Below are 14,364 nucleotides of genomic sequence, written 5' to 3' on the forward strand. Positions count from 1 at the left end.
ACTATGTTGTACCTGTGCAAGTTGCAAAGAAATGTAAGCGGTTTCTTTCGTCCCTGTGCGGGAAATTCTCAAAAGGGGGAAGAGAATGAGGAAAAGGCTGACTTTTCTGTTGATCGTCGTCATGGTCTGTGCAGTTTCTTTAACGGTTCCTTTCTCACATCTACCGGAAGTGAAAGGAAAGGAGAAAGGTAAAGTAACAGGGTTACAGGTTGAAGCACAAGGAGAAGAGTATGTGACGCTCACGTGGGATGATTTTGATCAGACGGATGTGTACGTTGTTTATTGGGCGAATAAAGACACGGCCGATATGAATTATCGACAGGTCGGGGAAGTTTCGGAAACGAGTTTTACTTTTGAACGCTCCACCCACATGCCTCACTACTTTAAAGTGGCTGCACTCATCGATGAAGAAGAAGTGGCAATGTCGGAGACGATCCGTTCGGACAAGCATGACAATCTAAAGGTCCAATTAGAATATTTAGATCGGGGACTTGTCGTAGCGACAACAGATGAAGGGAATTTCTTAAGCTGGCGGCTACTTGTGAATGAAGTTTCCGGTTATTCTGAGCAAGGATTGACCGGTGTAAACTTCAACGTCTATCGAGATGGAAAGAAAATTGCAACAGTTGAGGATAGTACGAACTATCGCGATCTCGAGGGGAGGAGTGATGCAACCTATCACGTACGCGCTGTAAAAGATGGCAAAGAAATGGACAAAAGCGCAGTCGTAACCCCATGGGAAACGGATTATTATGAGCTGCCGTTGCAAAAGCCTGAGGACGGAATCACCCCTGCTGGTGAACCTTATACGTACCATGCAAACGACATGAGCGTGGGGGATGTGACGGGCGATGGGCAATATGAATTTTTCGTCAAGTGGGACCCTTCGAATTCAAAGGATGTCTCACAGAAAGGTTACACTGGCAACACGTACATCGATGCGTACCGATTGGACGGGACGCTTTTGTATCGAATTGATTTAGGCGTTAACATTCGTTCGGGAGCGCATTATACGCAGTTTCTCGTCTATGATTTTGATGGTAATGGTACGGCTGAATTGATGTTTAAAACGGCACCGGGAACGAAAGCAATCACATTTGATGAAGAAGGAAATGTAGCAAGTGAGCGCTACATTACGATGCCCGAAGAAGACGTTCAAGCAGGCTACAGCCATGAGGATGATTTTCGGATGAGCGCAGATGACTACTATGCATATTTAGTAAACGTTTTTAAAGGCTGGCATGAACATGAGGAAGTCGTTGCTGGACGCTGGCCAGAGACGATCGAAGAAAGTTTAGGGATTGAACCGCGTTATTCGTACCCACTTACTCAAGAAGACGCGGAGGAACTTGTCGATTACTTTATCGATGAATATGCTCCGAGCCGAAGCGGAAGAAATGATCTTCGCACGTTTGAAGGATTCATTGTGGAAGGTCCCGAATATTTAACGGTATTCGATGGGAGAACAGGCGCTGAGCTCGAAACGATTCACTATAAGCCTGAGCGTCATGATGACGGACTCATGTGGGGCGATTACGCGATGGCAAGAATCGAACCAGCGAACCGCGTTGATCGTTTTCTTGCGGGAGTGGCTTATCTTGACGGAAAACAGCCGTTTGCCGTATTTGCGAGAGGCTACTATACACGGACTACATTGGTCAGCTATCGTTGGGACGGACAATCATTAAAGGAGCATTGGTATGTGGATAGCGGCTGGGTGCCGATGGATAATCCATTTAACGATAGTCCACATGGTCGTAATGGTACTGACCCAGAATATGGGACGTTAACGACCCAAGGAGCCCATTCCTTAAGTGTCGCTGATGTGGACGGGGATGGAAAGCATGAAATCATTTACGGTGCTGCGACGATCGATCATGATGGATCGGTCCTTTACAGTTCAGAGGATGTGCTACCAGAAGGGAGTGCAGATCCTGGAGCCATGGCGAAGCTTGGACATGGAGATGCTCTTCATGTCGCTGATATAAATCCAGATCGCCCAGGGCAAGAAATCTTTATGGTATTCGAAGGTGGACCGTGGGCGCCATACGGGTACGCTTTGAGAGATGCAGAAACAGGCGATGTCATCTATGGTGGATATACAGGGCAAGACACGGGGCGCGGAATGGTCGGAGATGTCATACCATCAACAAGAGGCTTAGAAACGTGGGCAGTTGGCCTATGGACAGCCGATGGTCAGAAAATAAGCGATTCCATGCCAGGGACAAATATGAACATTAAATGGGCAGCGGATATGACGACACAAATTGTCAATGGTGCGATTGAACAGACGCCGACAATTGATGATTGGACTCGTGGGCGGCTTTTAACAGCAACGGGCACGCGGACGAACAATTACACGAAAGGAAATCCGTCGTTAGTTGCAGATGTCTTTGGTGATTGGCGTGAAGAACTGTTAGTAAGAGCGGAGGACAGCTCAGCCATTCGCATTTATTTAAGCACTGAAGTGACTGATCGAAAGCTGTATACGCTAATGCACGATATCCAATATCGAACAGGGATCGCGTGGCAAAACGTTGGCTACAACCAACCATCTTATCCGAGCTTTTACTTTGCCTCCGATACGGATTGGGCGTATGTTCCTGTTCCTGACTTTAAAATGCCTGCTTTGGCGCTCAAGTTACAGCAGCAACTTAGCGAATATGAGAAGAACGGAGAATTAAAAAATCCACTATTGAAGCAACTGCAAACGACGTTACGTCAAGCAATTCATCACGCAGAAAAAGGATCGTACAAACAAGCGATCAAAACAATGGAACGTTTTCAAACGCAATTAGATAAACGGAAGAAGAAGCAGTTATCTGATGAAGTAGCTGCCCACCTCCACTATCTAGCTGCACAATATATTGCCGACCTGAGAAAAAAATGAGTAGACGAAAAAGGCCGCTTCAAACAGAATGGAGCGGTCCTCTTCAACAACTGAAAGGAGACAGTCTATGGAATTGGTGGTGCAAAATCGAGAGGAGAGTGGCTACCCCCTTTCCTTTACAAGGGTAGATGCTCAGGAGGGTACTATCCCCCTAATCTGGACACCGTTAATGAATCAAGAGGACGGATTCCGTTCGTATCCGGGAGATTACGGAAAACAAAGACGCCCATCGCTCGTCATTCCGGTGAAAAACGGAAACTATCATGTGAAGGTAGCGCTAGGTGATAAGGAACGGGAAGGGCGCACGTCGATTAAAGCTGGTGCAGGCTCCATTATGCTTCAGCAAATTCGAACAAAGGCAGGGGAGATCACCGAGCGTGAGTTTATTGTCCGTGTTGAACAACAAGAGTTAAGACTTGCTTTCCTTGGAGATGTTCCGCAAGTTCAGTCGTTACAAATTAAACCCATTCACTGCCCAACGATTTTTCTTGCTGGGGATTCCACCGTTTGTGATCAATGTTCTGGTCATTATCCGTATACGGGCTGGGGGCAGGCGTTACCGTTGTTTTTAACAGCAGGTGCCGTTTCCAATCATGCGAAGTCGGGTCGAAGTTCGAAAAGTTTTATCCAAGAAGGGCGATTAGAACGTCTAGAATCATTGCTAGGAAAAGGTGATTTATTATTGATTCAATTCGGTCACAACGATCAAAAGAATGATGAGCGAGGTACAGCTCCCTTTGCCGATTATTTGACCTATTTAGCAGAATATGTTGCGACGGCAAACAACAAAGGAGCGACTCCCGTTCTCATGACTCCTGTGCATCGAAGAGCATTTACTGAAAGCAGATGGCTCGAAGATACCCATGGTGATTACGTACGAGCGGTAGTGGGCCTTAGCCAAATGCTAGGGGTAGCGTGTATCGATTTAGCTGAGAAAAGTAAACAGTTGTTCGAGGCATTAGGTCCTGAGGGAACAAAGCCTTTGTTTATGTGGACAGATCCAAATGAATATCCGCAATATCCTGAAGGAACGGAAGATAATACTCATTTTCATGTCAAAGGAGCCATCGAAATCGCCCGGCTTGTCTATGAAGGGATAACCGAGCAAGAAGGTTTACGTCAAACGTTTGGACAAGCGAATAAAACATTGAAGGAGGAACAGCGATGAATCGTTTCCTTTCCGCCTGTCTTGTATGTCTTATCACGTTTTCATCTCTATTGACGGCTACAGCAATCGGAGCCGAACCGAGAAAGGAACAAGGACAACAGCGTCATGCGTATGATTTTGGTTCAGAGACAAGTCCTGTGGAAGAAGGATTTACAAAGGTGTCTCATACGATGATTTATGACAGCGAGAGAGGATTTGGATTAAATAAGCAAGTGAACGAACGGGATCGCGGGGCCCCTGACGCCCTCAGGAGAGATTTTGTGCTCGATTCGAATTTTCAATTTATAGTCGATGTAGAGCCGGGACACTATTATGTGCGGGTAATTGCGGGTGATCAAATTGCCTTTAACCGTACAGGTATTGCGATGAACGGTGTGAGCAAAGGTTCGATTACGTCAACGGCTGGACATTTTGCCTCCTATACGGAAGTAATTGAAATTACGGATGATCAGCTCGTCATTCATTTTACCGAGAACGGGAGGGTGAACGGGCTCGAGTTAATTCCAGTTATGGCCCCTGAGGAACTAGACGTAACCGAGATACAGCTTGGTGACCCTACGTATGTCGAGCTAAGCTGGAAAGAAGTAGAGCATGCGAATCATTATCATGTGTACCGAAAAGAGGACGGAGACGAGGAATATACGAAAATTGCCGAAGAACAGCAAACGGTCTATCGTGATATGGAAGCGATACTTGGAGCCACCTATCAGTATGTTGTAACAGCTGTAGGCCAAGATGAGGTAGAATCGCACAAAAGTGAAGTGTTAACCGTAAAGCTGTTCGATGAGGCGGTCGAAAAACCGAATGCCCCTGATGAGATGAAAGTTGCGAGTGCTTTATCGAATGGGGTAGCCCTTGAATGGGCACAAACGAACGATGCACTCTTTTATTACGTTTATCGAGCGAAGCGGGAGGAAGGCCCCTTTACGAAGGTCGCTACGACTACAGAAGCATCTTATACCGATCATGACGTTTTAACGACAGCTTCATTTTATTATAAGATCGAGGCTGTAAATGAAGGAGGACGTTCAAAGGCAACCGATCCAGTTGCTTCGCCGATTGCCCATGTGATGCTTAGGCAAAAGGAACAGCTAGACAGAGGGCTTGTCGCCGTAAAACGGGAGGACGGAGTGTTTTTAAGCTGGCGTCTACTCGGGACGGAGCATCCGTTGACTGTCTTTCATGTGTACCGTGATGGAGAAAAAATCACGAAAGCCGGACTGCAAGAAGGGACCAATTTTGTCGACGTTGATGGGACGACAGACTCTGTCTATCAAATAAAGGCAGTAGCTGGGAAAGATGAAGATATGTCCAATCCTGTATCGGTATGGGGTGATGAATATCTTGCCATCCCTCTTGATAAGCCAGAGGGAGGAGTCACTCCGGATGGTGTTGCCTATGAATATACAGCCAATGACGCAAGTGTTGGAGATTTAGATGGGGACGGGCAGTACGAAATTATTTTGAAATGGGACCCAACAAATTCAAAAGATAACTCACGGTCTGGCTATACGGGGAACGTTTATCTTGATGCGTATAAATTAGATGGAACGAAGCTTTGGCGTCTGGATTTGGGACGAAACATTCGAGCTGGAGCCCATTATACCCAGTTTCTCGTCTATGATTTTGATGGAAATGGTCGTTCAGAAGTCGTCTTAAAAACAGCAGACGGAACGGTCGATGGAGTTGGCAATGTGATAGGGGATCGAGACGCCGATTATCGAAATTCATCAGGTTACATTTTAGATGGTCCTGAATATTTGACGATCTTTTCTGGTGAAACAGGCGAGGCGCTAGACACGATTGACTATGTTCCGCCACGTGGGAATGTCAGTGATTGGGGCGACAATTATGGTAATCGTGTAGACCGCTTCCTAGCAGGTGTGGCGTATTTAGACGGAGAAAGACCAAGCTTTGTCATGGCTAGAGGCTATTATACGCGGACGGTGTTAGCTGCTTATCAATGGGACGATGGGAAAATACAAGAGCAATGGGTGTTTGATAGCAATGATCCAGGAAATGAACGCTATGCAGGGCAAGGGAACCATAGTCTAGCAGTCGCGGATGTAGACGGTGATGGCAAGGATGAGATTATCTATGGTGCTATGGTGGTGGATCACGATGGCACGGGGCTTTATTCGACTGGCTGGGGCCATGGAGATGCTAACCATGTGAGCAACCTTAATCCGAATCGCAAAGGGCTGGAGATTTTTCAACCTCATGAAGACTCGCGCTCTCCTGTAGGCTATGGCATTCGGGATGCAGAGACGGGCGAGCTGCTCTGGGGTGAATTTACAGGGACCGACGTTGGACGGGCGATGGCAGCCGATATTGATCCACGCTTTGATGGGGCAGAGCTATGGGCATCTGCACAATGGGATGGGCGTGAAGGAAGTGGCCTATTCTCCGTTGAAGGAGAATCCATTACGAAGAAAACTCCGCAATCGGTTAATTTTGCGATTTGGTGGACGGGTGATTTGCTGCGTGAGCTCCTTGATCATTCCTTTGACCCAAGCAAAGATCCCCACGGAGTAGGAAAAATCGAGAAATGGGATTGGGAAAAGGAAGAGCTAGTGGAGATTTTCGTTCCAGAAGGGACAAGGTCAAACAACTGGACGAAAGGTAACCCATCCTTACAAGCCGACTTGTTTGGGGATTGGCGGGAGGAAGTTATTTGGCCATCTGCTGATAGTACCGAGCTGCGAATCTATACGACGACCGAAGAAACAGAGCACCGTATCCCAACACTTATGCATGACTCTGTCTATCGCTTGAGCGTTGCTTGGCAAAATGTCGGATATAATCAGCCACCGCATACGAGCTACTTCCTCGGCCACGGTATGAAGGAAGCCCCGTTACCAAAAGTGCATGCAGGACAAGTAGTACCAGTTGAGCTGAAAGCAAATCAGCAAGGGAAAAAGAAGCTATCGGTTCAAGTGAGATTCGATTCACCAACGACGGGAGAATCTCTCGTATCATCATCTGTCAGATTATTCGTCAATGGGGAAACAATTCAAGCGGAGAAAGTAACAGGTAAAGGGATTGTAAGACAAGTAGAGTTTGACTTCGAGTCGATCAAAAAAGCATTACCTGATGAGTTCAGAGGAGAAGTGGAAGTATCCCTTGTCGGCTATTTTGATCATCAGCACGCCCTCCAAGGAGCGACTACCATTAGCATTAATAACTAAAAAAGATGTAGGGAGATTGTCAAAATCACGAGACGCCTTGCTCGCGGCAAGCGAGTGTTTTTTTGAAACAATCACCCTATAAAATAAACATTTGAAAAATAAGGGTGGCATTCAGCGTCGGTGAGTGCCACCCTTATTAACGTTGTTTAGCGTCTGTAATGGATTAAAGTATAAGAAAAGTGCTAGATTCGTCATTAAGATTTAAAGGAGGAGCTAGGTTATTCAATTGTCAGACCACCATCTTTTTTTGGGAATTGTATGAGACATTATTTCTTTGTTTTCTGTAATTTTTTTAACATTTGTTAGCTACAAGCAGAGCAGAATCCTTTCTATAATAATAATGTAAGCACTTTCAAAAAAAGAGGGGGATGAGGATGAAGCTGAAGGCAGGGTTTAGAAGCTGTCTCCTTGGAGTTGCTTTCCTACTAGTATTAGCTGGATGTAGTAGCGGGACAAGCAACGAAGTCGATGGAGAGCAAGAGGCTGGAAACGAAGACGTCGTCTTACGGGTCGCTTGGTGGGGAGGTCAAGAGCGTCATGATATGACGATTGAAGCGATTGAACTATTCGAAGAGAAGTACCCTCATATCCAAGTAGATCCGGAGTTTACATCATGGGATAACTATTGGGAGCGCCTGACGACTCAAGCGGCGGGGAACAATTTGCCTGACGTTATTCAAATGGATAATTCCAAGCTGAATGAGTACAGTTCACGGGGGCTTGTCATTGATTTACAATCGTTAATCGCAGATGGGACGATTAATTTAGATGACGTCGATGATGTCTATCAAGATATGAACGTGCAAGATGGGAGCGTGTGGGCTGTTTCAGCGGGGTCTAATGCATTAGCTGCCATTTATAACGAAGAGATGTTAGAAGAACAAGGCATCCAATTGGAGCCTGGCTATACGTATGAAGATTTCTATGAGGCCATGCAAACGCTAAAGGAAAACATTGATGGGGACTTTTATGGTTATGATTTTGGAAATGCTGAATATGAAATGTTTTTCGTATACGCACGGCAAAATGGAGAGAGTTTCTATAACGAAGATGGGACAGGACTAGGCTTTGAGAATCAAACACTAATTGATTTTCTCACCTTTGTCAAACAGATGGTCGATGATGGTGTCGCTCCCCCTCATGCGTTAACGCTTGAATACATTCAAGGTGGCGAATCGCTATTAGGGGATCAAATGGCTGGGGCTGCTATGGCTGCGAGTAATGGGATTATCGGTCTGCAGCAAAGCACTGAACATCAATTAGGCCTAATGCTGTTACCTTCTCTCGACGGTGGTGTTCATGGCAACTGGATTCGCCCAAGCATGTCGTATTCGATTAGCTCTCATAGCGAGCAGCAAGAAGCAGCTGCCTTGTTTATTGACTTTTTAACGAATGATTTGCAAGCCAATGAGATTTTAAAAGCAGAACGCGGGGTCCCGATTTCCTCTAAAGTACGCGAACATCTTGCACCAATGGTGGATGGGCCAATTGCGAAAACGTTTGAGTTTTTAGAGCTAGTCGCGAATTACACAAGTCCAGCGGATCCGCTTCCGCCCCCTGGAGAAAGCGAAGTAAGGGGAGCTTTTCTACGGATGATTGAGTCGGTGAAATATGAGCGGCTTTCAATCGAAGAGGCAACAGAGCAATTTAGACAGGAAGCGGAACAAATTTTACGGTAACGTTTGAAAATAGGCCATCTTCGCGTGGCCTATTTTTCCTAAAGGAGGTTCTATGAGAGACGCGGCGAAGGTAAATAGAGAAGCGATTGAACTTTATGATAGTAAGACAAGGCAAGAGAGGAAAAAATGGAAGGAAAGTTTCGTCGGTTATGCGATGATCTCCCCTTGGTTGTTAGGGTTTTTTGGGTTAGTAATCGGGCCGATGATCGCCTCGCTTTACTTTTCATTTACAGACTACGACATGCTTTCCAGTGCAAACTGGGTCGGGCTGCAAAACTATATTCACATTTTTACGAGTGATCCGCGGTTTGTTCAATCGTTAAAAGTTACGCTCATTTTCGTGTTTGTCTCAACACCGCTTAAATTAGCGTTCGCGTTATTTTTAGCGATGCTGTTTAATACCGGGAGGAAGGGTTCCGGACTGTTTTCTACCATTTACTATATTCCTTCGATTATCGGTGGTAGTGTAGCTGTGGCCGTTGTTTGGAAACAGCTCTTCGGAAGCAGAGGAGCGGTCAATTCCTTTTTAGAACTCTTCGGCTTCAGTGGTGTGAATTGGATCGGTAGCACCGATTATGCCTTATCCATTCTTATTTTGCTTGTCGTTTGGCAGTTTGGTTCACCGATGATCATCTTTTTAGCGGGGCTCAGACAAATTCCACAGGAGCTTTATGAGGCGGCCAGCGTTGATGGTGCCAACAGCTTTAGAAAATTTTTTAGCATAACCCTACCGATGTTAACACCGGTCATCTTCTTTAATCTTATCATGCAGACGATCGGGGGCTTCATGACCTTTACACAGGCCTATTTAATTACAGGCGGTGGACCGCTTGATTCTACTTTGTTCTATGCCGTCTACTTATATGAAGTAGCGTTTGAATATTTACGCATGGGATACGCTTCAGCGATGGCTTGGATTTTGCTCGTCATCATTGGCGGTATTACGCTTGTGTTCTTTAAATCATCAAGTTACTGGGTTCACTATGAATCGGAAGGAGGACGGTCGTGAAAACGAAACGAACATGGTATACAGATGTAATCTATTACGGATTTGTGATCGCCTTCGGGTTTATCATGGTGTATCCAATCCTTTGGATGGTGGCGAGTTCTTTGAAGCCGGCTTCGGAAATATTTTCACAGGCTTCCTCCCTCATCCCAAGTGAGTTCGTATGGTCCAATTATCCTGATGGATGGGCGGGGTTTGGCCGTACAGGTTTCGATATTTATTTTAAAAACTCGTTCATCATTACAACATCGGTGGTCATTGGTGCGATATTGTCATCGAGCATAGTCGCCTACGGGTTTGCTCGGCTACAATTTAAATTTAAAAAAGTACTGTTCGCCTGCTTGATTGCTACTGTAATGCTTCCAGTGCAAATTACATTAATTCCTCAATACATTTTGTTTCATAATTTAGGCTGGGTGAATACGTTCTATCCATTAATTGTTCCAGCATTTTTAGGAGGAACGCCGTTTTTTATCTTTTTACTTATCCAGTTTATTCGCGGGATCCCTCGTGAACTCGATGAGGCAGCAATCATTGATGGGTGCTCTACTTTTGGCGTGTTTTGGCGTGTTATTTTACCATTATTAAAACCGGCTCTCGTAACGGTGGCCATCTTTGCTTTTATGTGGACATGGGATGACTTTCTTGCCCCGCTTATTTATTTAAATAAAACGGACATTCAAACGGTAGCTTTAGGCTTACGTAACTTTATGGATGCCGAATCGGGGACGTCTTGGGGAGCGCTTTTAGCGATGTCGACGCTCTCATTGCTTCCGCAGTTTATTATTTTTCTATTTTTCCAGCGCTATTTAGTCGAAGGTATTTCGACGACAGGGTTAAAGTAACGAAACGAGTAGAGGAGGTTGTAAAATGAAACGAGTACAATTTGACCGAGAGGATGTTTTACAGAAAATCGACCGCATCGTGAATCGAACCTTTGAGATGGACCACGTGTGGGATTGGCCTGCTGGTGTAGCGTTTTACGGAGTTGGTTTAGCTTACGAAGCAACGAAAAAGGATGCGTACTTGCAACGGCTTAAAGAATGGTTCGATGAATATATGGATTATGGCATTCCGCCCATGTGTGTGAACATCGTGTCTATGGGACATACACTGCTCACATTGTATCAACATACAGGCGAGGAAAAATATTTACAATTAGCGATCGAAAAGGCTGACTATTTGCTCCATGACGCTCCCCGCTTTGCTGAAGGAGTATTCCAGCATACCGTCGGTGGCGGGGTATCCGTGTTTCCGGAGCAGGCATGGGTTGATACACTTTTTATGGCTGGCTATTTCTTAATTCGAATGGGAGATGCATTGAACAATCAAGCTTATATGGATGAAGGCATTCGCCAATTCCGCGGGCATGAAAAGTATTTACAAGATTCGGAGACGAACTTTTACTACCATGGCTGGGATCACCTTTCCCAATCAAATATGTCCGGCATCTTTTGGGCGCGGGGAAATGCTTGGGCCGCATATACGATGGCCGCGTCACTACGTATGATTGATGTGAAGGAGCCAGCGTTCATGGAAATTCACGGATCATTGCGCGATTTAATGAGTGCCCTCTTAAATGTCCAATCAGAGCAAGGATTATGGCATACCATTTTGACAGATCCTAGCTCCTACGAAGAAACATCTGGTTCTGCTGGAATTGCCGCTGCCCTCGTATTACAAGGAGCGAACACACCGAAAGGGCACCACGCTGCGCAACGAGCGTTTGACGCATTGCTGGAGAAGGTAGATGCAAGGGGAACCGTATTAGGTGTGTCAACAGGCACGGCGGTCATGAACCATGCAGACGGTTATCGGATGACGCCAAATCGACGAATCGAAGGGTGGGGTCAAGGGTTAGCGTTAACGTTTTTTTCCCACGTACTTATGAGATACACCGAGACGGAGCAAGAGTCGGAGCCACCTGTAGAGAGTGAGACACGATGAATCTTAGAGCTCTCTCCCATTCATTCACCGCTATGTGTGACTGGTTAATGAAGCTTGCCTACTTAAATGGTCTTTGGCTGTTGTTTACGGCTTGTGGCGTCCTAGTGTTTGGCTGGGCGCCAGCTACGGCCGCTCTTCATTCGGTTTTGCGCAAACTCCGTGATCCAACAAAAGAAGTCGCGATATTTCGTGAATTTGCTCATGTCTACAAGCAAAACTTTTTTAAGGCAACAGGGATAGGAACGATGTTCGTCCTTGGGATAGGCGCTCTTTTAGTAAGCTATGTAGGTCTGGTGACGATGGCAGCCCCCCTTCTCATGCGGTTCATGTTTCTATCGGTTGCTTGTTTTTATGTCATCATGTCTGTGTTCCTATTCCCTGTACTAATTTCTAGTCGTTGCCGAACATTTTCCGTTTTTAAGCTATCCTTTCTCTATGGGGTGGGACATCTCCATTATGCAGTGATCGGCATTGTCTTTGTTTTTGGGTTCTTTTTCTTATCTCTAACGATTCCGACGGTGGGGATTTTCTTTGGAGTCAGCTTGCCTGCATGGTTTGTTTGTCAGCTGTTTGTAAAAATGGAAGAGGGCCAGAAAGTCCAAGTAGGTGGCGTTCGCAAGGTGGCGTAAAAAATTGCTTCAATTGAAAGCGTTTACGTAGGTTGCTATAATCACAATACAATGATCAACGTTTTCAATCATGAAAGAGATGGAGGAGCCGGATGGGAGTATTTAAACGCTATCAAATTCGCCACATCTTTTTTACGAGCTTCTTTGCCTTTATGCTCTTGGCATTTATCGTTATCATCTCCGTTTCCTATCGCTATTCAGTCAATGAGATGGTTCAGGCGACGACGGAGTATCAGGAACAGCTGTTAACTTTACTTAGCAACGATATTAGCAATTATCTTCAATCCTATGATGACATTTCAGTAGGACTTTCACGGCAAAGTAATTTTCGTCAAGCGCTTAAGGGGAGTGAGGATCCTTATACGTACAATCAATTGTTCCAGTCTCTATCCCGAGATTTATCCAATATTGTCTATAGCGTGCCCGGTCTTCATTCCATTGAAGTTTACTTGCATTCCCCGCCCCATAGCGAAATTCAACAGCCGATTAATTATTTACCCTTGGAAGCTGTCGAAGAAATGGGGTGGACTAAGAGGTTGGATGGGAAAAACTCTGTTTGGATCGGGGAACGGGTGTCCTATACGATGGCGGGGGAAGAGAGAGTGTTGAGCCTTGCACGGAATGTTTTTCAGGCGAGAGGGGAAATAGAAGGAGTTCTCGTATTGAATGTTCATGCGTCCACGATCGAAACCTGGTTAAAGCAAAAAAGCCAAGAGTCGAATTTAATGATTATTGATAAGCAAGGCAGGTTTGTTGCAACATCAGATCCGCAGCACGAATCTGTTTTGTACTCACCGTACTTTGATCAGTATTTACCGTATCAACCTACCATGCAAACCGGTGAAAATGATAAGGATGAAGATGCTTTAGAAGTATCAATGCCGATCCCGAATACAGAGTGGACGTTAAAGCAAGTGACACCGTATTCTGAATTGACGGAGGGAAGTCGACGGATGGCAGCGATCTTGGTCATCATCGGTGCGATTATGATCGTTGTGGCCCTTTTAGTAACATATAGTCTGACAAAAAAGTTTACAACACCTATTTACGAATTAAAAAATGTACTCTCGAAATATCCAGATCAAGATCTATCTGGAGAGTTGCCGAGCGACTACCGAAACGAATTCGGGGAACTATTTGAAGGCTATAAGGGATTGATTCGCCGCAACAATGAGCTCTATCGCTCGCTCCATAGGCAGTACAAACGGCAAAGAGAAGCAGAAATTAAAGCCCTGCAAGCGAACATTAATCCCCATTTTTTATATAATACCCTCGATCAATTAAACTGGATGGCGATTGAAAAAGGGGATCGAACGATGAGCCATATGCTAGAAAACCTCGGGCAAATGCTAAGGATTGGCTTGTCCAACGGGGAAAGCATCCTCCCACTGGAAAAGGAAGTCGAGTACCTGAAATATTATTTGAAGATTCAAAAATTAAAGATGGGTGAACGACTAACATACACCGTCGATGTACCTGTGATGCTTTACCGTTACCTTATTCCTAAGCTAACACTTCAACCATTTGTTGAAAACTGCTTTATTCATGGATTCCAAGATGGACGGGACGGAGAAGTTGTCATTCGCGCGATGGAGGATCAGAACCACATTGTTATGACCATTCAAGATAATGGAATCGGGTTTCAGCCTGTGACGACGAAGCGAAGCAAATTGGATATGGGCGGGTACGGCATTCGCAATGTAATGGAAAGGCTTGATGTGTACTTTGATCGTTATGCATCCGTCCACGTCACTGGAGATGAGCAAGGAGGGACACTTGTAAAAATCATCATTCCAAAAGTCTTGAACAAGGAACGTTTGCTCGATGGCCGCTCGATAACCGAAGCAAAATAGGGGG

Annotated in this window: 9 protein-coding genes; all 9 read left to right on the forward strand. The window is 45.4% G+C overall.

Annotated features, from left to right (window positions below; translation table 11 throughout):
• The first annotated feature begins 85 nt into the window (after positions 1–85).
• The 9 genes from E2L07_RS01030 to E2L07_RS01070 all read left to right on the forward strand — a co-directional run bounded on the left by E2L07_RS01030 (position 86) and on the right by E2L07_RS01070 (position 14,360).
• Positions 86–2,890, forward strand: coding sequence for a rhamnogalacturonan lyase (locus E2L07_RS01030; protein ID WP_134228601.1), 2,805 nt, complete (start codon positions 86–88; stop codon positions 2,888–2,890).
• A gap of 67 nt (positions 2,891–2,957) precedes the next feature.
• Entirely contained in the window at positions 2,958–4,058 is a 1,101-nt protein-coding gene (locus E2L07_RS01035) for a rhamnogalacturonan acetylesterase (RefSeq protein ID WP_053431663.1), read from the forward strand.
• A complete protein-coding gene (locus tag E2L07_RS21460; protein WP_134228602.1) occupies positions 4,055–7,246 on the forward strand; it encodes a rhamnogalacturonan lyase family protein in 3,192 nt (1,063 codons plus the stop codon). The genes E2L07_RS01035 and E2L07_RS21460 overlap by 4 nt, the downstream gene beginning before the upstream one ends.
• A 374-nt stretch (positions 7,247–7,620) precedes the next feature.
• The gene (locus tag E2L07_RS01045) at positions 7,621–8,925 is read left to right on the forward strand and encodes an ABC transporter substrate-binding protein (RefSeq protein WP_134228603.1); all 1,305 of its coding nucleotides are present in this window, start codon (positions 7,621–7,623) and stop codon (positions 8,923–8,925) included.
• Positions 8,926–8,977: 52 nt separating this feature from the next.
• Complete coding sequence (locus E2L07_RS01050; protein ID WP_053431660.1) at positions 8,978–9,934, forward strand: carbohydrate ABC transporter permease; 957 nt, start codon at positions 8,978–8,980, stop codon at positions 9,932–9,934.
• A complete protein-coding gene (locus tag E2L07_RS01055) occupies positions 9,931–10,776 on the forward strand; it encodes a carbohydrate ABC transporter permease (protein ID WP_053431659.1) in 846 nt (281 codons plus the stop codon). Before E2L07_RS01050 ends, E2L07_RS01055 begins: the two co-directional genes overlap by 4 nt.
• Positions 10,777–10,801: 25 nt before the next feature.
• Positions 10,802–11,878 carry a glycoside hydrolase family 88/105 protein gene (locus E2L07_RS01060; RefSeq protein ID WP_053431658.1) on the forward strand — a complete coding sequence of 359 codons (1,077 nt, stop codon included), beginning with the start codon at positions 10,802–10,804 and terminating at the stop codon, positions 11,876–11,878.
• On the forward strand, positions 11,875–12,507 hold the full coding sequence (locus tag E2L07_RS01065) for a YesL family protein (RefSeq protein WP_083445577.1): 633 nt from the start codon (positions 11,875–11,877) through the stop codon (positions 12,505–12,507). The genes E2L07_RS01060 and E2L07_RS01065 overlap by 4 nt, the downstream gene beginning before the upstream one ends.
• A 92-nt stretch (positions 12,508–12,599) precedes the next feature.
• Positions 12,600–14,360: a cache domain-containing sensor histidine kinase gene (locus E2L07_RS01070; RefSeq protein WP_010897292.1), complete on the forward strand. Its 1,761-nt coding sequence runs from the start codon at positions 12,600–12,602 to the stop codon at positions 14,358–14,360.
• Positions 14,361–14,364 lie beyond the last annotated feature (4 nt).

The organism is Halalkalibacterium halodurans (genome assembly GCF_004376175.1).
In the GTDB taxonomy this organism is placed as follows: domain Bacteria; phylum Bacillota; class Bacilli; order Bacillales; family Bacillaceae_D; genus Halalkalibacterium; species Halalkalibacterium halodurans.

Excerpts from the sequence above, each read along its gene's own strand:
- E2L07_RS01030 (WP_134228601.1), top strand. The coding sequence starts at position 86 with ATGAGGAAAAGGCTGACTTTTCTGTTGATCGTCGTCATGGTCTGTGCA.
- E2L07_RS01035 (WP_053431663.1), top strand. The coding sequence starts at position 2,958 with ATGGAATTGGTGGTGCAAAATCGAGAGGAGAGTGGCTACCCCCTTTCC.
- E2L07_RS21460 (WP_134228602.1), top strand. The coding sequence starts at position 4,055 with ATGAATCGTTTCCTTTCCGCCTGTCTTGTATGTCTTATCACGTTTTCA.
- E2L07_RS01045 (WP_134228603.1), top strand. The coding sequence starts at position 7,621 with ATGAAGCTGAAGGCAGGGTTTAGAAGCTGTCTCCTTGGAGTTGCTTTC.
- E2L07_RS01050 (WP_053431660.1), top strand. The coding sequence starts at position 8,978 with ATGAGAGACGCGGCGAAGGTAAATAGAGAAGCGATTGAACTTTATGAT.
- E2L07_RS01060 (WP_053431658.1), top strand. The coding sequence starts at position 10,802 with ATGAAACGAGTACAATTTGACCGAGAGGATGTTTTACAGAAAATCGAC.
- E2L07_RS01065 (WP_083445577.1), top strand. The coding sequence starts at position 11,875 with ATGAATCTTAGAGCTCTCTCCCATTCATTCACCGCTATGTGTGACTGG.
- E2L07_RS01070 (WP_010897292.1), top strand. The coding sequence starts at position 12,600 with ATGGGAGTATTTAAACGCTATCAAATTCGCCACATCTTTTTTACGAGC.